The 18,878-nt window shown below is 53.7% G+C and carries 18 protein-coding genes; 17 read left to right on the top strand and 1 reads right to left on the bottom strand.

Annotated elements, in window-relative coordinates; translation table 11 throughout:
• Positions 1–25: 25 nt before the first annotated feature.
• Positions 26–1,627, bottom strand: coding sequence for a phosphoenolpyruvate carboxykinase (ATP) (gene pckA / locus FW415_RS23745; protein ID WP_148389589.1), 1,602 nt, complete (start codon positions 1,625–1,627; stop codon positions 26–28).
• Positions 1,628–1,948: 321 nt separating this feature from the next.
• Between pckA and FW415_RS23740 the strand changes: the two genes are divergently transcribed.
• The 17 genes from FW415_RS23740 (at position 1,949) to FW415_RS23660 (ending at position 18,876) form a co-directional block, all read left to right on the top strand.
• Complete coding sequence (locus tag FW415_RS23740; protein ID WP_148389588.1) at positions 1,949–3,241, top strand: aminopeptidase P N-terminal domain-containing protein; 1,293 nt, start codon at positions 1,949–1,951, stop codon at positions 3,239–3,241.
• Between the two features lie 25 nt (positions 3,242–3,266).
• Positions 3,267–4,034 carry a phosphatidylcholine/phosphatidylserine synthase gene (locus FW415_RS23735; protein WP_148389587.1) on the top strand — a complete coding sequence of 256 codons (768 nt, stop codon included), beginning with the start codon at positions 3,267–3,269 and terminating at the stop codon, positions 4,032–4,034.
• 84 nt (positions 4,035–4,118) lie between these two features.
• Entirely contained in the window at positions 4,119–4,364 is a 246-nt protein-coding gene (gene purS, locus FW415_RS23730; protein ID WP_148389586.1) for a phosphoribosylformylglycinamidine synthase subunit PurS, read from the top strand.
• 3 nt (positions 4,365–4,367) lie between these two features.
• Positions 4,368–5,036, top strand: coding sequence for a 16S rRNA (cytidine(1402)-2'-O)-methyltransferase (rsmI, locus tag FW415_RS23725; protein ID WP_246858848.1), 669 nt, complete (start codon positions 4,368–4,370; stop codon positions 5,034–5,036).
• A gap of 224 nt (positions 5,037–5,260) precedes the next feature.
• Positions 5,261–5,845, top strand: coding sequence for a DUF4255 domain-containing protein (locus FW415_RS23720; protein ID WP_148389585.1), 585 nt, complete (start codon positions 5,261–5,263; stop codon positions 5,843–5,845).
• 5 nt (positions 5,846–5,850) lie between these two features.
• Positions 5,851–6,591, top strand: a complete 741-nt coding sequence (locus FW415_RS23715; protein ID WP_148389584.1) for a hypothetical protein — start codon at positions 5,851–5,853, stop codon at positions 6,589–6,591.
• Positions 6,592–6,607: 16 nt separating this feature from the next.
• Positions 6,608–8,050: a phage tail sheath C-terminal domain-containing protein gene (locus FW415_RS23710; protein ID WP_148389583.1), complete on the top strand. Its 1,443-nt coding sequence runs from the start codon at positions 6,608–6,610 to the stop codon at positions 8,048–8,050.
• Between the two features lie 19 nt (positions 8,051–8,069).
• Positions 8,070–10,106 (top strand): phage tail sheath C-terminal domain-containing protein, encoded by a 2,037-nt coding sequence (locus FW415_RS23705; protein ID WP_148389582.1) that lies wholly within the window; start codon positions 8,070–8,072, stop codon positions 10,104–10,106.
• Between the two features lie 31 nt (positions 10,107–10,137).
• On the top strand, positions 10,138–10,569 hold the full coding sequence (locus tag FW415_RS23700) for a phage tail protein (RefSeq protein ID WP_148389581.1): 432 nt from the start codon (positions 10,138–10,140) through the stop codon (positions 10,567–10,569).
• A gap of 5 nt (positions 10,570–10,574) precedes the next feature.
• Positions 10,575–11,087 (top strand): phage tail protein, encoded by a 513-nt coding sequence (locus FW415_RS23695; protein WP_148389580.1) that lies wholly within the window; start codon positions 10,575–10,577, stop codon positions 11,085–11,087.
• 11 nt (positions 11,088–11,098) lie between these two features.
• Positions 11,099–11,287, top strand: a complete 189-nt coding sequence (locus FW415_RS23690) for a DUF5908 family protein (protein ID WP_148389579.1) — start codon at positions 11,099–11,101, stop codon at positions 11,285–11,287.
• Complete coding sequence (locus FW415_RS23685) at positions 11,288–12,058, top strand: hypothetical protein (protein ID WP_148389578.1); 771 nt, start codon at positions 11,288–11,290, stop codon at positions 12,056–12,058.
• Positions 12,059–12,060: 2 nt separating this feature from the next.
• Positions 12,061–13,806, top strand: a complete 1,746-nt coding sequence (vgrG, locus tag FW415_RS23680; RefSeq protein ID WP_210420784.1) for a type VI secretion system tip protein VgrG — start codon at positions 12,061–12,063, stop codon at positions 13,804–13,806.
• A gap of 5 nt (positions 13,807–13,811) precedes the next feature.
• Entirely contained in the window at positions 13,812–14,099 is a 288-nt protein-coding gene (locus tag FW415_RS23675; RefSeq protein ID WP_148389576.1) for a PAAR domain-containing protein, read from the top strand.
• A gap of 14 nt (positions 14,100–14,113) precedes the next feature.
• The gene (locus tag FW415_RS23670) at positions 14,114–14,515 is read left to right on the top strand and encodes a GPW/gp25 family protein (protein WP_148389575.1); all 402 of its coding nucleotides are present in this window, start codon (positions 14,114–14,116) and stop codon (positions 14,513–14,515) included.
• A 1-nt stretch (position 14,516) separates the two neighbouring features.
• The gene (locus FW415_RS23665; RefSeq protein WP_148389574.1) at positions 14,517–17,810 is read left to right on the top strand and encodes a baseplate J/gp47 family protein; all 3,294 of its coding nucleotides are present in this window, start codon (positions 14,517–14,519) and stop codon (positions 17,808–17,810) included.
• Between the two features lie 19 nt (positions 17,811–17,829).
• Complete coding sequence (locus FW415_RS23660; protein ID WP_148389573.1) at positions 17,830–18,876, top strand: tail fiber domain-containing protein; 1,047 nt, start codon at positions 17,830–17,832, stop codon at positions 18,874–18,876.
• Positions 18,877–18,878: the final 2 nt, after the last annotated feature.

The following is an 18,878-nucleotide window of genomic DNA, read 5'->3' as shown; positions in this document are numbered from 1 at the left end:
AAAAGAAAACGGTCAACATAAACGATTAGATTCTGGGTGCGGCCAGGAGGATTTCCTCATCCACCTGGTCGGCATATTTTTCGAAGTTTCTTACAAATTGTTCTGCCAGATCCTGTGCCTGTGCGTCGTAAGCGGCTTTGTCTTCCCAGGTGTTACGCGGGTCGAGAATTTCGTCCGGTACACCGGGGCAGGCTTCAGGAATGGCCACGCCGAACACTTCATGGTGTTTGTAGGCTGCCTTGTCCAACTCACCTTTCAGCGCGGCGGATATCATGGCGCGGGTGTACTTCAGTCTGATGCGTTCCCCGGTGCCATAGGCCCCGCCGGTCCACCCGGTGTTCACCAGCCATACATTAACATTGTGCTGGCGCAGCTTTTCGCCCAGCATCAGTGCATAACGGCCGGGGTGCAGCGGCAGGAAGGGCGCTCCGAAACACGCGCTGAAAGTGGATTTGGGTTCCGTGATCCCTGCTTCCGTACCGGCAATCTTGGCGGTGTAGCCGGAGATGAACTGGTACATGGCCTGGGCCGGTGTGAGCCTGGAAATGGGTGGCAACACGCCGTAGGCATCACAGGTCAGGAAGAAGATATTCCGCGGCATATTGCCGATGGATGGTTCCTGGGCATTGCTGATATAATGCAGGGGGTAAGATACGCGGGTGTTTTCCGTGATGCTTTTATCTGCATAGTTAACAGTATGTGTGCCGGGATAGAAGCCTGTATTTTCCAGCAGTGCGCCTTCGCGTACGGCATGAAATATCTGAGGTTCCTTTTCTTCGCTGAGGTCGATGGTTTTGGCATAGCAGCCGCCTTCAAAGTTGAAAACGCCGGTATCGGTCCATCCGTGTTCGTCGTCTCCGATGAGCTTGCGGTCGGGATCGGCGCTCAGTGTGGTCTTGCCGGTGCCGCTGAGTCCGAAGAAAACAGCCGTATCACCTGCTCTGCCCTGGTTGGCGGAGCAATGCATGCTCAATACGCCTTTATTGTGTGGCAGCAGGTAATTGAGAATGGTGAAGACACCTTTTTTGATCTCGCCGGTATAGGCGGAGCCGCCGATGATGATCATTCTCCGGGTAAAATTCAGTACCGCAAAATTGTGCTGACGGGTACCGTCCACGGCGGGATCGGCATGGCAGCCCGGTGCATGGATAACGGTCCATTCCGGGTCCGAATGTTCCAGTTCCTCTTCGGTGGGGCGGATGAACATGTTGTAGGCAAAGAGGCTGGCCCAGGGTGTTTCGCTGATCACACGGATATTGATCCGGTAAGCAGGATCGGCGCAGGCCTGGCAATCTCTTACCCAAACGTCTTTTTCTTTAAAATGGTTGGTTACTTTCTGATACAGCCGCTCGAAGTTTTCGGCAGAAAAAGGCAGGTTGAAGTCGTTCCAGTTTACCGAACCAGCAGTAATGCTGTCTTTTACAATAAACTTGTCTTTCGGGGAACGGCCTGTAAACTCTCCGGTATTCACTACCAGCGCACCCGTGTCGCTCAGGCTGCCCTGGCGGCGTGCCAGGGTTTGTGCCACCAGCTCTTCCGGGCTAAGTTGGTAATGTACATCGTTGGCGTTCTGAATGCCCAGATCTCGCAATTCCTTGAGTGTATCTCTTACACTGCTGATTTGCATAAAGAAAGATTGTTTTGGTGTATCCGCAAAACTAGGTTTTTTTTGATGTTTTCAAATTTATCAGGGTTATTGAGGATAAAAAATAGTAAAATATCCCTTATTTTCCGTCTTTTTTTAGATTATATCTAATTGCATCGATTCCAATTTGCCGGAAAATTAAAAGATGTGCTAAATAATTATTTTGTGAATTATCAGGCAGTTTGGGGTAATATACTATATCTGATAAATGGGGTAAAGCCACTGTATGGGCTGCCGCCCGGTTTTGCCGGTTGCTGATTTTCCGGTAAGTTTGAGCCCTCTTACATCGAAAAAAAATAATCCATGAAATATTTGCCGCTGGACAAGAAGATCTTTGAGAAGAATCGTGAACGATTTGCCGCCAGAATGCTGCCGGATGCCATTGCTGTTTTTAATTCAAATGATGAATTGCCCACCAACGGGGACGCGCTGCATGCCTTCAGGCAGAATTCGGACCTGTACTGGCTGACAGGCATTGAGCAGGAAGATACCATGCTGGTGCTCTACCCGGACAACCCTGATCCCAAACACCGGGAAGTGCTGGTACTCGTCCGCCCCAACGAAATGAAGGAAAAATGGGATGGTCACCGCCTCCGCAAAGAAGAAGCGCAGGCCATTTCGGGTATTCAGACCATCGTGTGGCTGGACAGTCTGGATGCTCTCCTGCAACAATGGATCCACGAAGCCGGAAATATCTATCTCAATACCAATGAGAACAACCGCCGTTCCAATTATGTGCCTGTCCGCGATTACCGTTATGCCGCTGAACTGCGGGAACGTTATCCCCTGCATAACTATCTGCGTGCCGCGCGTATCCTGAAGGAACTGCGTGCGGTGAAAACCGAAGAGGAAGTGAAGGTTATGCAGACAGCGATGGACATCACCGAAAAAGCTTTCCGCCGTTTGCTCAAATTCATCCGCCCCGGCGTATATGAGCATGAAATACATGCCGAGATCATGCATGAGTTCCTCCGCAACCGGGCGACCGGGGAGGCTTATGGTTCCATCATCGCCTCGGGGGACCGCGCCCGTACCCTCCATTACATCGCCAATAACCAGGAATGTAAGGACGGGGAGGTGATCCTGATGGACTTCGGCGCCGCTTATGGCGGGTACAATGCGGACCTGACGCGTTCCGTGCCGGTGAACGGGAAGTTCAGCCCCCGCCAGCGCGAGATATACAACGCATGCCTGCACCTGCACAACTATGCCAAATCCATCCTGAAACCCGGTATCACCATCGCAAAATACCATGAGATGGTAGGCGTGGAAGCCGGGAAGGAATTTGTAAAGCTGGGCCTGCTCACCGAAGGCGATATCCGGAACCAGGACCCCGAAGCCCCGGCCTACCGCAAATACCTCTATCACGGCATTTCCCATCACCTCGGCGTAGATGTGCATGACCTCGGCCCCTCTTTCTTCCAGCCCATTCCCGAAGGCGCTGTGATGACGGTAGAACCGGGAATCTATATTGAAGAAGAAAAGATCGGCATCCGCATTGAGAACAACCTCTGGCTGAGATCCGGCGGGAATGTGGACCTGATGAAGAATATTCCTATCACGGCAGAGGAGATCGAAGCATTAATGACAGCATAATTACCAGATAACCAGCAATAACAAAATGAAACAAATTCCAAATATCCTTACCCTATCCAACCTGTTCTGCGGAGCGCTGGCTATTATTTTTATCCTGCATGCACCGCAGTATATAGCAGAATTCAACGGAACAGAATATACCGTCACGAATCCCGCACCGGTGTACTGGGCCTCCATCCTGGTGGTCATTGCCGGTGTCATAGATTTCTTTGACGGGTTCGTGGCCCGGTTGCTGAAAGTCACGTCCCCGTTGGGGAAGGAGCTGGATTCCCTGGCGGACGTTGTTTCATTTGGTGTAGTGCCAGGCATGATCCTGTTCCGTTTGCTGCGCAGCGCCTATCTCCGGCAGCCGGACGTGTTTGATGTCTCTTATGTCAACCTGGCGCCCGCATTGCTGGTGCCCTGTTTTGCCGCGTACCGGCTGGCGGTGTTCAACCTGGATACCAGGCAGAGCGAACATTTTATTGGCGTGCCAACGCCGGCTGTGGGGTTCCTGGTAGCCTCCTTCCCGCTCATCATGCTGTATAATCCATATAATCTGGCGCATTGGCTGGAAAATATCTGGGTATTGTATGCGATCATCTTTCTGCTATGTTATCTCATGGTCAGCTCCCATCCCATGATCAGCCTGAAGTTCAAGAACTTCTCGCTGAAAGATAACTGGCCGCGCTTTCTGCTGGTGCTCGTGTCGCTCCTGAGCATCCCCTTGCTGCGTTATGCGGCCGTACCTTTTATATTTACTGCGTACGTCGGGTTGTCCATCCTCGTGCCGCCGAAGGCAAAGGTTGTTTAAAGCCTTGCTGGTAAAGGGATGTCGGGCAAACCGTTTCGCTTTTAGATAAAAAACACGTAGTTTCGCGTCAAATTTTTTAGAACGATGACATTTACTGCACATATCAACGTGATGCCGCTGAAAGAATTGCTGGACCCGCAGGGAAAAGCTGTATTGGGCGGCCTGAAAAACCTCGGCCTTGGCAATGTTCACGATGTGCGCATCGGCAAGCATATTACCCTGCAGATCGAGGCGGCATCCAAAGAAGATGCACAGCAGATCGCAGAGAACGCTTGCCAGAAGCTGCTGGCCAACCAGGTAATGGAATTTTACGAAGTTAATATCCAGTAGCGCTTGTCCAGGCTCTTCATAATTCCTTCCCCCATCGGTAACCTGGCGGATATGACGTACAGGGCGGTGAAGGTGCTGGAAACGGTAGAGCTGGTGCTGGCGGAAGATACCCGTACATCGGGCGTTCTGCTGAAGCACTACGGGATCACCAAACCTGTAACACCTTATCATCAGCATAACGAGCATAAGGTGTTGCAGCATCTGGTGCAGCAATTGCAAGGCGGCAAACAAATGGCCCTGCTCACGGATGCAGGCACACCGGGCGTATCAGATCCCGGTTTTTTATTGGTACGCGAATGCATCCGTGCAGGCGTACCGGTGGAATGCCTGCCGGGCGCCACGGCATTTGTTCCCGCACTGGTCAACAGCGGCCTCCCCATGAACCGCTTTGCCTTTGAAGGTTTCCTTCCCCCCAAAAAAGGCCGGCATACTTTACTTACGCAACTGGCCGCAGAAGAACGCACCCTCATTTTTTACGAATCTCCCCACCGGCTGGTAAAAACGCTGGACGATTTTATACAGTACTGGGGCCCGGCCCGCCAATGCTGCGTTTCCCGTGAGCTGACGAAAATGTTCGAGGAAAACAAACGCGGAACGCTGCAGGAGGTGCGAGATCACTTTGCGGAAAAAGGTGTGAAAGGAGAGATCGTGATCATTGTGGAAGGATGTTGATGAAAAAAAATTCAGGTATTTATACGCATACCCTTTTTTTTGTAGAATGAAATTTAATCCCTAATATTACAAAGTGAAGAGCCCCAATAAAAAGTTCACAGCATAAACCCCAAAAAAAGAAATACACCGTTATGCTGTGCCGTTGAAGTGATTGGTATTTGATAATTTTTAAAACCCCGTTTTTCCACAAGTTCGATAGTTGCATCCCCCAAAAATTTAAGTCAATGATTGACCAGGTCCTCAATGCAATCATTACGCAACTCAACACCTACATAGGGGCCGTAGATCCGGAAGTGATACTGGGAAACATCTCGTTTGCCGACGCTTTTCAGGATAACTCGTCCCAAAGCCTCAGCGATAAGGTCATTGCATCAGTGATCAATATCGAGCAGGAGGAATCGTTGCGTAATCTTCCCTTTCGCCGCACGGTGTACACATCCGGCGGACTGCCGCAGGGTGTTGAAAGACAGCCTGAGATTTATCTGAACATCTACGTGCTGTTCGGCGCCAACAAGAACAACTATGGCATCGCGCTGCACAGGATATCACAGGTCATCGCCTTCTTTCAGCGACGATTCGTGTTCACACCCGCGGATACGCCGGTGCTGGGTACGCTGAATCTGGACAGGATCATATTCGATCTGTATTCCACCAGCTTTGAAGAACTGAACCAGATGTGGAGCGTTATGGGAGGCAAATATATTCCCTCTGTTGCATACAAAATGCGCATGGCTGTGATCCAGGATGCTGAAGAAAGCGGAGCTGGCATCATTTCCGAGATCAACCTCAAAAGCAATCTTCTAAAATAACGAACATGAATGTGATCGCATGGCGGTATCATCCGGAGTTCAGGATCAGGATACTGATCAATGGCACAGATGGAGGTGACGATGTTGTCCTGAAGCCTTCGCCCTCGGGTGCGGAGGTGTTCAGGAACTACGGTATCCTGACCCGGCCCGTTCCCGGAGGCCTGGTGGCTTTCGTGCGTCAGCATCACAATGGTGTGAACTGGGTGCCTGCCAGTCCCATTACCATTCCCGTTGTCTTCGCCTTCCGGTTCGCTATCCGCAGTGCGCCGGATTTCTTCGACCAGGGCACACAGACCTTCGGCAGCATGATCTTTTATGCCAATAATCTCAATGCCGCCGGCGCGATAGACAGCAACCTGGCGGGGAATACGGTGCGGCTCACAGCGGCGGCAGCTGCGGGCGATCCGGAAAGGGGAGCATTAAGCACCAATGTACTCTCCGCCAGCTTCGACCCCGGTGATTTTACGGCGCTCCGGGCCGGCAGGATCGCGCCCGGCGCAGCAGTCGCATTTTCCATCAATCACCCGATAGCCGCAGAACATACCACTGCCGGTCTTGATGTGAGCCTCCTGCCCAAAGGCGCTTATGTCGTGCGCCTGGAAGGCGGCAGCCCGGTGGAGGAACGCGTCATATTCGATCAGCAGGCTATCGCCGCCAACACCGGAGGGATCATAGAAATATATAAGGATGCATGGCAAATAGCCCCGCAGCCCAGGGAATACAGTATTGATTTTTTAAGCTCATGATTAAAAATAACCGCTCATGTTAAATCTAGCAGATCTTAAAACACCCGGCGTTTATATCGACGAGGTGCCAAAATTTCCGCCCTCAGTGGCGCAGGTGGAAACAGCTATTCCGGCCTTCATTGGTTATACGCGGAATACCACGCTCAATGGTAATACATTGATCAACCGCCCGGTCCGTATCAAATCCATGGTAGAGTACGAAGCGGTATTCGGCGCCCGGCTGGAAACATTTACCGCTGTGGTGAACACTAATCCCCAGGGGCAGAACATCGTGCAAACCCCTCCCGCAGCGCCCGCCACCTTGTACCGCATGTACTATTCCCTGCAAATGTATTTCGCCAACGGCGGTGGTCCCTGCTACATCGTATCGATCGGCGCGGATACCGTGCCGGCCGCTTTACTGCATCATACGGCAGGATTGACGGCGATCGGGAAAGAAGATGAGCCGACTTTGCTGGTTTTCCCCGATGCGCTGCAACTGGCGCGCGGAGATTTCTACCAGTTATACCAGGCCGCACTGGCGCAATGTAACGAACTGAAAGACCGCTTTGCCCTGATCGATGTGTTCAACGGGCATCTCGACTACAGCGCACCGGGTGGTGAAGATGTGATAGACAGCGGAACGCTGGGCATCCGTACCCTCATCGGGAATAATTTCCTGCTGTATGGCGCTGCTTACTACCCGCAGCTGGAAACAACGCTCAGTTATAATTATGACGAAGCGGCCGTAACCATCACCGGTACACTCGATGGTGCAGCGGTGCCTGCCAATACCGTATTGCGGCTTGCTGACCCGGCCCCGGCTGATGAACCCCGTTCGCTGTACCACCGTGCGAATAAACTGTATCACGATATCCGCAATGCCATCACCGCGATGCCTATCGTGTTGCCGCCCAGCAGCGCCATTGCCGGCGTGTATGCTACTGTGGATTCCACCCGCGGCGTATGGAAAGCCCCGGCCAATATCAGCCTGCGTTTTGTGAACAGGCCCACCGTTGCGCTGGACGATGCGGGACAGGAAAACCTGAATGTGCATACCACCGGAAAATCTGTGAACGCCATCCGCACCTTCAGCGGGAAAGGGGTACTGGTATGGGGCGCCAGAACACTGGCCGGAAACGATAATGAATGGCGGTATGTGAATGTGCGCCGCTTCTTCAATATGGTGGAGGAATCTACCCGTAAAGCCTCGGAGGCCTTCGTATTCGAGCCGAATGATGCCAACACCTGGGTGAAAGTGCGGGCCATGATCGAGAATTTCCTCATCCTGCAATGGCGCGCCGGAGCGCTGGCCGGGGCAAAACCGGAACAGGCTTTCTACGTGCGTGTGGGGCTGGGGCAAACGATGACCGCGCAGGATATCCTTGAAGGCCGCATGATCGTGGAGATCGGAATGGCGGTAGTAAGGCCGGCAGAGTTCATCGTTCTCCGCTTCAGTCACAAAATGCAGGAATCTTAATCTTTAAAGCTGAACGATCATGGATTATAAAACACCAGGCGTATATGTTGAGGAACTGCAGCTGATCCCCCCTTCCGTGGCATCCGTTGCTACGGCCATCCCTGCGTTCATCGGGCATACCGCGGTTACGCTGGATACCGCAGGCGCCACGCTGATCAACATACCCGTACGTCTTAATTCGATGCTTGATTTTACCACCGTTTTCGGCGGCGCTTATGACCCGGCTTCCTATGAAGTGCAGGTAGCTCCCGGCGCCGGTTTCAATATCCTGAACATCACCCCGGCGAACGGCAGAAGGTATTACCTTTTTGATGCAGTGCGCCATTATTTTGACAATGGCGGCGGCCCCTGTTATGTGGTGACCGTGGGTAACTACACGGCTGATGTGGTCTTCGGCGACAATGTCACCGGTCTTCGCGGCGGGTTGCAATCACTCGCAAAAGTGGATGAGCCTACCCTGATCCTCTCTCCGGACAGCATGGCGCTTCGCCTGCCGGATGGAACGCCTGACTTTGTGCAGGCCGGCAATCTGCACAAAGCGATCATCGATCAGTGCGGCCGGTTGCAGGACCGCTTCGGCATACTGGATATGATGGAAGGCTACCGGGCTCCGGACCATGCTTCCACACCGGTGGCGCAATTCCGCACCCAGGTGGGCACGGAAAACCTGAAATACGCCGCTGTTTATTACCCCTGGCTGAACACCACCTACCTGAAAGAGATCCGTTTTTCACAACTCTCTTTCGTGGACGACCAGGCCATACCGGTAGCCATCCCGGACGCCACCATAGATACGATGACCGGTAATCCCGCACTGGATGCACTGGTAACGGATCTGCGCGCCAGGCGTACGGAAGAGGAGCGGATATTCTCCAAGGTAACCGCGGTAACACTCAACAGGAATAATTACAATCCCCTGGGCGCTCAGTTCGATACTCTGCGCACGGCAGTGATGGGCGCCAATACCGCCTTATTGGTAAGGCCGCTCTTTACGGCGATGATGACGTTCGTGCAGGAGCTTGCCCTTGCCTTCCGCGACCTGGAAGATGATGCCGGGAACTCGCCGGGCCTCGTGCAGCTGCTGACCTCACTGCGCGCGGACACCGGGTTGCAGGACCAGATCATCAGCCTCATCGCATTCGAAAAGAACACACATGTGATGAACTCCATTTCTACTACGCGGGTAGAAGGAGATGTAGATACCGAATACGATTCACTGGACCTGGAAGACTGGGTTGGCGGAGCTGCCATCAATACCATCGCGGCAGATACAACGGATTTTACCACACCCTCGGTTGCGCAAACGGCTCATCTGGCAGCTAATTCCCCGATCCTGCAGACGGCATTTGATGCCATCGCGCAAGCCTTTACGGCATTGGTGCAGGACGCGGCTTTCCGTACAGACCAGGCGGAAAAGAACCTGTTCGCCAAACATCCGTTCTTCAAAGCGGTGTACGAACGCATCCGGAAAGATATGAGCCTGCTGCCGCCATCCGGCGCTGTTGCAGGGGTTTATGCGGCAACGGATCGTTCGCGTGGTGTATGGAAAGCGCCTGCCAATATGAGCCTGCGCGGTGTGATTGAGCCTGCATATAAACTGACGGACCAGGAGCAGGGCTCCCTGAACGTGCATGATACCGGAAAATCCGTGAACGCCATCCGGGCATTCACCGGAAAAGGAATCCTCGTATGGGGCGCGCGCACCCTCGCGGGCAACGATAACGAATGGCGTTACGTGAACGTCCGCCGGTTCTTCAACTACGTGGAAGAATCTACGAAAAAGGCATCGGAACCTTTTGTGTTCGAAAATAATGATGCCAATACCTGGGTACGCATCCGCGCCATGATCGAGAACTTCCTTACACTGCAATGGCGGCAGGGCGCACTGGCGGGAGCTACCACGAAAGAAGCCTTCTACGTTAAAGTGGGGCTGGGTGAAACAATGACTGCGCAGGACATCCTGGAAGGCCGGCTGATCGTAGAGATCGGTATGGCAGCCGTACGGCCTGCGGAATTCATCGTGCTCCGCTTCTCTCATAAAATGCAGGAATCCTGATTTGATCACTAACATCTTAAAACAATAAGTTATGGCGAACTATCCGCTTCCAAAATTCCACTTCCAGGTTGAATGGGGTGGTGCCAGCATTGGCTTTACCGAGGTTTCGGGACTGGACGTACAGACCGATCCCATTGAATACCGCGATGGCGCAAGCCCCGAATACACGAAGATCAAAATGCCGGGCATGCAGAAGTACAGCAACATCACCATGAAGCGTGGTACTTTCCCGGGAGACAATGATTTCTTCGTCTGGTGGAATACCGTGGCTCTCAACACCATCGAGCGCCGGAACGTTACCATCAGCCTTCTCAACGAGAACCACGAGCCGGTGATCGTATGGAAAGTAAAGAACGCCTGGCCCATCAAGGTACAGTCCACCGACCTGAAAGCCGATGGTAATGAAGTGGCCATCGAAACCATTGAGCTCGCACATGAAGGGCTCGTTATCCAAAATGATTAATGCCCATGTCAGCATTCGATTATCCACAGCCTGGCTTTCACTTCCTCGTACTGTTTGAAGTGTTGCCGCAGTTCCCGAACGATGTGCGTTTCCAGGAAGTGTCCGGCCTGAGCGTGGACATAGAAATGGAAACGAAAGCGGAAGGAGGGGAGCACCGTTTCTCCCATAACCTGCCCACCCGCACCAAATACGGGGATGTGACCATGAAACGGGGCAAGTTCCTGGGCTCCGGAGTGCTGCACTGGGCCCGGCAGGCTATCGATGAATTCAGGTTCAAACCCAGCAATGTGCTGATATCCCTCATGAATGCGGATCATGTGCCGTTGTACAACTGGTACCTGATCAACGCCATCCCCAAGCGGCTGGAAGTGTCGGGCATCAATGCGGGCAGCAACGAGATCGTGGTGGAAACACTGGTGCTGAGCTACCAGTATTTCAAATACTACGACCCCATCAGCGTAGGATTGGATCTGGCAGCAGGGCTTGCTGCTTCCGCAGACATCAGTATCAGTATTTAAAACGAACAGATATGCCCATTGAAGTCAGGGAACTTGTTATCAAAGCACGGGTGGAAGACCCGCCGCAGGGCGCCTCCGGATCATCCGGCAGTGCCGGTACTTCCCCGCGTGCCGCACTCAGCGAGTGGGAACTGCAAAGGATCGTTGCATTGTGCGCGGAAGAGGTGATGAAAATTTTAAAAAGACAAAAAGAACGATAAATGCTGGACGCTTTATTCGGAGGAGGAAAACTGGCCAAGATGATCATTCAGGCCTATCAGCCGGCGGTGCCGGGGAACAGTACGCGTGTGCTCAGCAATGCGGAAGGAGACAAGTATGCCGTACAGATCAACCCCGAATCCTACTCCATCAGCCACAATGTGAACTACCAGCGCAGCGAGGCGATGGGCACTTCGGACAGCAACCCGAAGCTGGCCAACATGTCTCCCACCTCCATGGATTTCACCATCCTGTTCGATGGTACGGGCGTAGTGCCGCCGCCTGCGGGGCCGCTGGATAACATCCCCATTGCCGGTGCAGTGGCGGGCCTCTTCAGCGGAGATGACGAGTATGACGTCATGAAAGAGATCGGCAAATTCTCGAAGGTGGTGTACAACTTCGATCCGGCCAGTCACGGCCCCCGCTGGGTGCAGATCACATGGGGAAGGCAGATATACGATTGTGTGCTGATCAGCATGGCATTGAACTACAAACTATTCGATGTGAGCGGCACGCCGCTGAGGGTAGAAGCCAGGGTCACTTTCCAGAGCGCCATTGCGGATATCCTGCGGGAGAACAAGGAAGGCAAGGAATCCCCGGATCTTACCCATCAGCGAACGGTGATCGCAGGGGATACGCTTCCGCTGATGACGCACAGCATTTATGGCAAACCGGAATACTACATCGAAGTGGCCCGCGCCAACAAACTCTATGATTTCAGAAGACTGAGAAAAGGCAGCGAGATCGCCTTTCCTCCGGCTAAAAAGAAATGACCATGAGCGCAACATTATTACCGATAGAACAGGATACCAGCCTGGTGACTTACACCATCAGCATAAACGGGACGGAGATACCCTCCGGTACGCTCATCCGTTCCATCATCGTGCATACGGAAGCGAACCGCATTCCTTCCGCGCAGTTGCATATTGAAGACGGTGATGTAATGCTGATGGATTGGACTGCCAGTAATGGCGACCTGTTCGTGCCGGGTAATGAAATAGAGATCATGGCGGGGTATCATGGCATTAATGAAACGATCTTCAAAGGGATCATCACACGGCATTCTCTTCGTGCGCGCCTGATGCACACCGAGCTGCAGGTGGAGTGCCGGGACAAGGCGGCATTAATGACCATTGCCCGGAACAGTGCGTTGTATGAAGAGCAGAAAGACAGTGATATCGCTGCCTCCTTGCTGGGGAATTACGGCTTGAGTGGGGATATTGAAGATACGCCGGTGACGCATGCGGAGATGGTGCAGTACGATGTGACGGACTGGGATTTTCTGATGAGCCGCATCGGCGCCGTGGGCTTCGTTGCCATAGCGCATGACGGACAGGTGGATATCAGCAAACCTGCTGTAGCGGCCAGTACGGATACTACATTGCGTTTTGGCACCAACCTCATCGAGTTTGATCTGGAGATCGACGGCATGCAGCAATACGGAGGGGTGAAAGCGCAAAGCTGGGATCCCTCGGCCCAGGAGCTGCTTGAAGCAGAAGCGGCGGACCCGGGCTGGACGACCCCCGGAAACCTCGATCCCGCAGCGATCAGCGCCAGCGCAGGAGCCGCTGAATATATCCTGCGCCAGCCCGGCAAACTCAGTGAAGAGGAAGCGCAGAATTGGGCAGATGCCAAACTCCTGCGCAGCAGAATGGCTTTCATGTGCGGAAGGGCAAGAGTGCAGGGATTCTCCAAAGGACTACCCGGCATCACGGTAGCACTGGAAGGTCTCGGTGATCGTTTCAACGGCATGGCCTGGGTCAGTGGCGTACGGCATGAGATATCACAGGGCAACTGGCTGACAGACCTGCAACTGGGGCTAACGCCGAAGCAACATGCGGAGACCTTTACGGACCAGCCGCATCCGGCTTCCGCTTTATTGCCCGGTATCAGTGGTCTGCATACCGGCATCGTCACCGCGCTGGAAGGCGACCCCGCATCGGAATCGCGCATTCGCATAAAGATACCGGCTGTTGGACTGGATGGTGAAGGTGCCTGGGCACGCGTGGCTACACTGGATGCCGGTGATAACCGCGGCACTTTTTTTCTCCCTGAAATAGATGATGAGGTACTGGTAGGTTTCCTCGATGACGATCCCCGGCAACCGGTCATCCTCGGCGGATTGCACAGCAGTGCCAAAGCACCGCCGCTCACGGCTGCGGACGATAATCACGAAAAAGGGTACACATCGCGGAGTGGTATGCACATTCTTTTTAATGACGATAAAAAAACACTGACCATCGATACGCCCGCCGGAAATATGCTGGTGCTGGATGAAGATAAAAGCGAGATCAATATAACGGATCAGAATGGCAACAAGATCGTATTGTCCTCTTCCGGTATTTCGGTGGAAAGCGCGGGAGACCTGGTGCTGAAGGCTTCAAAGGCCATTACGATGGAAAGTGGAACGGACATGGGCCTCAAAGCCGGAACACAGTTCAAGGCCGAAGGCACCGCCGGGATGGAAGCAAGCTCCAGCGCTGTTACCGTTATCAAAGGAAGTCTTGTACAGATAAACTGATAAATATGCCTCCTGCAGCCAGAGTAAGTGATATGCATGTATGCCCGATGGTAACGGCCACAGTGCCGCACGTCGGCGGACCAGCATTGCCTCCGGGCGGTACCACGGTACTGATCGGCGGTATGCCCGCCCTGCGGATGGGCGATATGCTCACCTGCACAGGCCCCCCGGACAGCGTAGTGCTGGGCTCGGCTACCGTACTGATCGGCGGCATGCCTGCGGCAAGAATGGGAGACAGCACAGCCCATGGAGGGTCCATCGTGGCAGGATGCCCGACCGTACTCATTGGATGATAAAAAACAGATCTATGGCAAACGAAAAAGCATTCCTGGGAAGAGGGTGGAGCTTTCCCCCGGTATTCGACAAATTCGGTAAAGAAGTGATCATGCTGGAAGCGGAAGAAAGCATCCGCAGCAGTATGAGCCTGCTGCTCTCCACAGAGCTGGGCGAACGTGTTATGCAGCCGTTCTTCGGCTGGAAGCGCGACCGCTGGCTGTTTGAATCCATGACCACAACCGCCGCTACAGCCATGGAAAAAGAAATAGAAACTGCGCTGCTGATGTATGAACCGCGGGTGAACCTGAATGAAGTGAGGATACTGCCGGATGAAATAGCTGCCGGAAAGATCAGCATCCTGGTAGATTATACCGTGCGCAGCACCAACAAGAGAAATAACCTGGTATTCCCGTTCTATCTAACTGAAAAGTAAAATGACTATTACCAGTAAAAATATCTATCAGTACCTGCTGGCAACGGATGGTGTAAACCAGCCCGGACGCCCGCAGCCCGCACTGGATCCTGCCAAGGTTAAAATAGACGGCCGTTCCACAACAGATCTGCTGCGCTTCGTTTACGAACTGGCGGCGCTGGTAAGGTATTACGACCGCAATAATCTTCCGCAGGGTGACTGGAAACCTTTCTTCGATCTGCTCCGCAACAGTTCCGGCATCATTTCCGAGAACGAACTGCTGGCGATGCTTGCGGTGAAGAAGGACCTGTCACCCCACCTGGCCCTGCTGCTGGCCTTCCTGAAAGTCTACACCTTTGCAAAGGACGACCTGAATACGCTGGTCAAAAAACGGCTGGATTATTATTATGAAGAAGTGCTCCGGCTGAGAAGGCTGGCGCCTGTGCCGGACAAAGTACATGTGTTGTTCGAACCCGGCAAGAATGCACAGCCCGTACTGCTGAAACCGGGAACGTTGCTGGATGGCGGCAAAACTTCATCCGGACAGCCTTTACGTTATGCACTGGAAAGCGAGCTGGTGATCACGCATGCCGTAACGGGCATGATCCGTTCCGCTTACACTGATGCCAATGCTTCCGGCAAGGCCATTGTTTTTAAAGCGGATGATGCTGCCGTTGTGCGGAACAGCACACTTACCGCCTGGCGCCCCTTTGGTACGGCACAGCTATCGTTGCCGCCGGAATCAAGGCCCATGCAGCCGGCCTCCTTCGGATGGGCCGTGGCATCCCCGAACCTCCTGCTGGCCGAAGGCACGCGCACCGTTCGCATGAGCATTCAGCTGCGCTCCGCCAAAGGGTTTACGTCTCCCATGCTGGTGCTGACGCCTATGCTCAGTGTGGAGTTTACGGGAGAAAAAGGCTGGATCAGGGATAACATCACCCTGAAAGCGGAGCTGATCCCGGGCGTATTGGTGCAGGACCCTGAGCTGGAAAACCCCTTCACCCTGGAGCTTTCCGCTGACCTGACGGAAGCCATGCCCGCCATTACAGGATATGATGAAGCGCTGCATCAGGGGGCCTTCAGCACGGCATGGCCTGTCATGCGTGTGCTGCTGAAACCGGAACGTTACATGATGGAAGTGCTGGCAGGCTTCAAGGTAGAAAGCGTGGGCATTGAAGTGGAAGTGAAAGGCATGAAAGAGCTGGTCTTGCAGAATGACCAGTCCCTGCAGCCGTCAGACAAACCGGTGCTTCCCTTCGGCAGCGCTCCCATGGTATCCAACAACCTGTATATCGGCAGCCGCGAAGCATTCAGCAAAACGCTCACGTCTGTAAGTGTAACGCTGGAGTGGCAGGACCCTCCGGAGAGCTTTACAGACCAGTACAGCAACTACGGCAACAATCTTATCGCGCACTCCGCTTTTTCCACTGCAATGGATATCCTGTCCGACAGGAACTGGAGCACGCGCCTTGTGCATAACGAAGCCTTGTTCAATCCCTTTGGTACGGCATTGCCGCAGCAGGTAGGCGTGAACAAAAGTTCTTTCTCCACCCAAACCACTAACAGGCCTTTCCGGCGTGATCCGCAGCTGCAGCTTTCCGGCGGGTTCGATAACAAAGTGAACCAGGGATTCATTCGCCTGGTACTGACGGGTCCTACCCGCGGGGCATTGTCGAATCAACCTGCGGAAGCGCCTTTTGAAGCATTCGGACATAAAACGTTTCCGTTTGCCTATACGCAGCAGGTGATCCTGCTCAGCAAATACAATGACATCGGCCCGAAACCGGAATTGCCGAAGCCGCCGTACACGCCGGTGCTGAAATCCGTGAAGCTGGACTATACCGCGAAAGATGTTTTCAAACCCGGTGACCCCAATGGCATCGATCAATATTTCGTGCAGGATGTTTTTGGTCCGGGTGAAACGAAGAAAGATGATACGGCATTGCTGATACCGCCCCTGCCGGGCAAAGGCGCCTTATACATCGGATTGCAGAAAGCGCAGGTGCCGCAAACTGTTTCCTTCCTCTTCCAGATAGAAGAGGGCAGTGTGGAAGGTGAAGCCTTGCTGCGTTCGACGGATCTCCGCTGGAGTTACCTGGCCGGCAACCGCTGGCAGAACATTGCGCCGGCGGATATACTGGAAGAAAGCACCGGCGGTTTTCAGAAGCCGGGCCTGATAAGGGTGAACATCGGCGCCGATGCAACGGAAGATCACAGCCTCATGCCGCAGGGCATGCGCTGGCTGAGGGTAAGTGTGGACGATAACCCGGAAGGCGCGGCAGCCATCAGCAAGATCGATACACAAGCTGCACGGGCGGCGCTGGTATTGCCTGGCGGCTCTGCCGCGGGATTTGAGGAACATCTCTCTGCCCCGCTGCCGCCGGAAACGATCAGCAAACTGGTCGTGAAGGTCCCCGCTATCCGGAAAGTGACGCAGCCTTTCCCTTCCTTCGGCGGCCGCAATGCGGAAGCGGACGATGCATTTTACCGCAGGTCAAGCGAAAGATTGCGGCATAAGAACCGCGCTGTGTCCGGATGGGATTACGAGCGGCTGGTACTGGAATCTTTCCCCGAAATATATAAGATAAAATGTCTGCCGCATTCGGATACGGACCAGTCCCTCCGCCCCGGCGATGTAAGGATGGTGGTGGTGCCGGACTGGCGTAAACGCCCCACCGGGGACCCTTTGCAGCCAAAGGTGAACCTGAACCGACTGCGCGAGATCAGTGATTTCATCAGCGCCAATTACGTATCGCCCTTTGTAAAAGTACACGTCAGCAATCCGAGTTATGAGACGCTGCTGGTGGATTGTAAAGTGAGCTTTCATCCCGCATTCGATCCGGGATATTACACGGCGGTGCTGAATGAAGAGATCAAAAAATTCCTCAGCCCCTGGGCTTATGAAGAAGGCCGCGATATTGTGTTCGGCGGGAAAGTGCATGCTTCCGAAATACTCGCTTTCATTGAAGGCCGGGAGTATGTGGACCATGTAACGGATTTCGAGCTGTACCACCGTCACTACGGGCAAAGCTTCCTCGGCGGTGGTATCAGCGATATGGAAATTGCGCTGGACTTTATCATCGGCAATACACCGGAACCTACCATCGGCGGGAGCATCGGCAAAACGATCAACGTGGATTTCGTGGTCGGCGTGCCGGTAGAAGTAGCCTCGGCCACAAGGCCCGATACTATCCTGGTGTCGAACAGCATGCACCGCATTAAAGCCCTGCAAGCGGACAGCGCGGTATGTGTCGGCACACAACAGATCGGTATTGGGCAGATGATCATCGGACTTGATTTTGTACCCATTTCATAATTGCTAAAATTTTTCAATCATGCCAGAACGTAGCAAATCTTATTTAAAACAACAGTTCGGAGACGGTGAACGTCCAACGGGTGCGGACTTTGGTGACCTGGTTGATTCATTTGTCACCAAGATAGATGATGCCGTCAATGTAGATGCGAACAACAATCTCAACATTCCCGGAGGGGTGAATCTCGGTAATCCTGCCACCGGTGTGCCCGGCACGCTTCGTTTCAGCGGAGGGAATGTGCAGGTATTTGACGGCGGTACGTTCACGAACGTGGGCGGCAGCTCCGGCGCATTCCTGCCGGTGGCCGGAGGGCCAAGTGTGGCCTTCAACGGCGGTAATGTGGGAATCGGAAATTTTCCTGCAGCACCTTTATACCGGCTGGAAGTTCCGCTGGGCAATAACATCAGCGAGGCAGACCGGGTAAGGGTCGGGAGTGCGGCCATCTCCAATGGTAACGGCGCCTTTGCCACATCGGCACAGTTCAGTCATGTAGACCGGAGTCAGGGTAACGCCAATTTCGCGTTACGCCAGAACCCTGCGGGAGAAGTAAGGCTCAATGCGCCCGGTGGCCAGTCCATTCACCTGACCCTCAGCGGCACCAATACCCGTTTGTTCGTTGCGCCAACGGGGCCTGTGGTGATCGGCAACAACGCACTGCTTCCCGGAGCTACCGCCAATCATATTTTGCAGGTGAACGGGGATGCCGGAAAGCTGAACGGGAATGTCTGGACGGTATTATCCGATGTCCGCTACAAAAAAGATGTCAGGGAATTTGATGACGGGCTGGACAAGCTCATGCAGGTAAGGCCGGTGCGTTTCAAATATACCAATCTTCCGAATGCGCAAACAGAGCAGGACGAAGTAGGGATCATCGGGCAGGAGATGCAGGAAGTATTCCCCTACATGGTTTCCGGCGCCGGCAAAAGTGAAGAAAAGAATGGAAAGGACGATGTGCTGATGTACAACGGCAACGCCCTGACCTATGTGATGGTGAACGCCATCCAGGAGCTCGCGCAACGGGTAAAGGAACTGGAAGCCGAACTGAAAGCGGCCCACGAAAAACAATAAGC

It is taken from the genome of Chitinophaga sp. XS-30, assembly GCF_008086345.1.
GTDB lineage: Bacteria > Bacteroidota > Bacteroidia > Chitinophagales > Chitinophagaceae > Chitinophaga.
The sequence above is the reverse complement of the archived record's forward strand: the minus strand, read 5'-3'. Positions and strand labels throughout refer to the sequence as shown.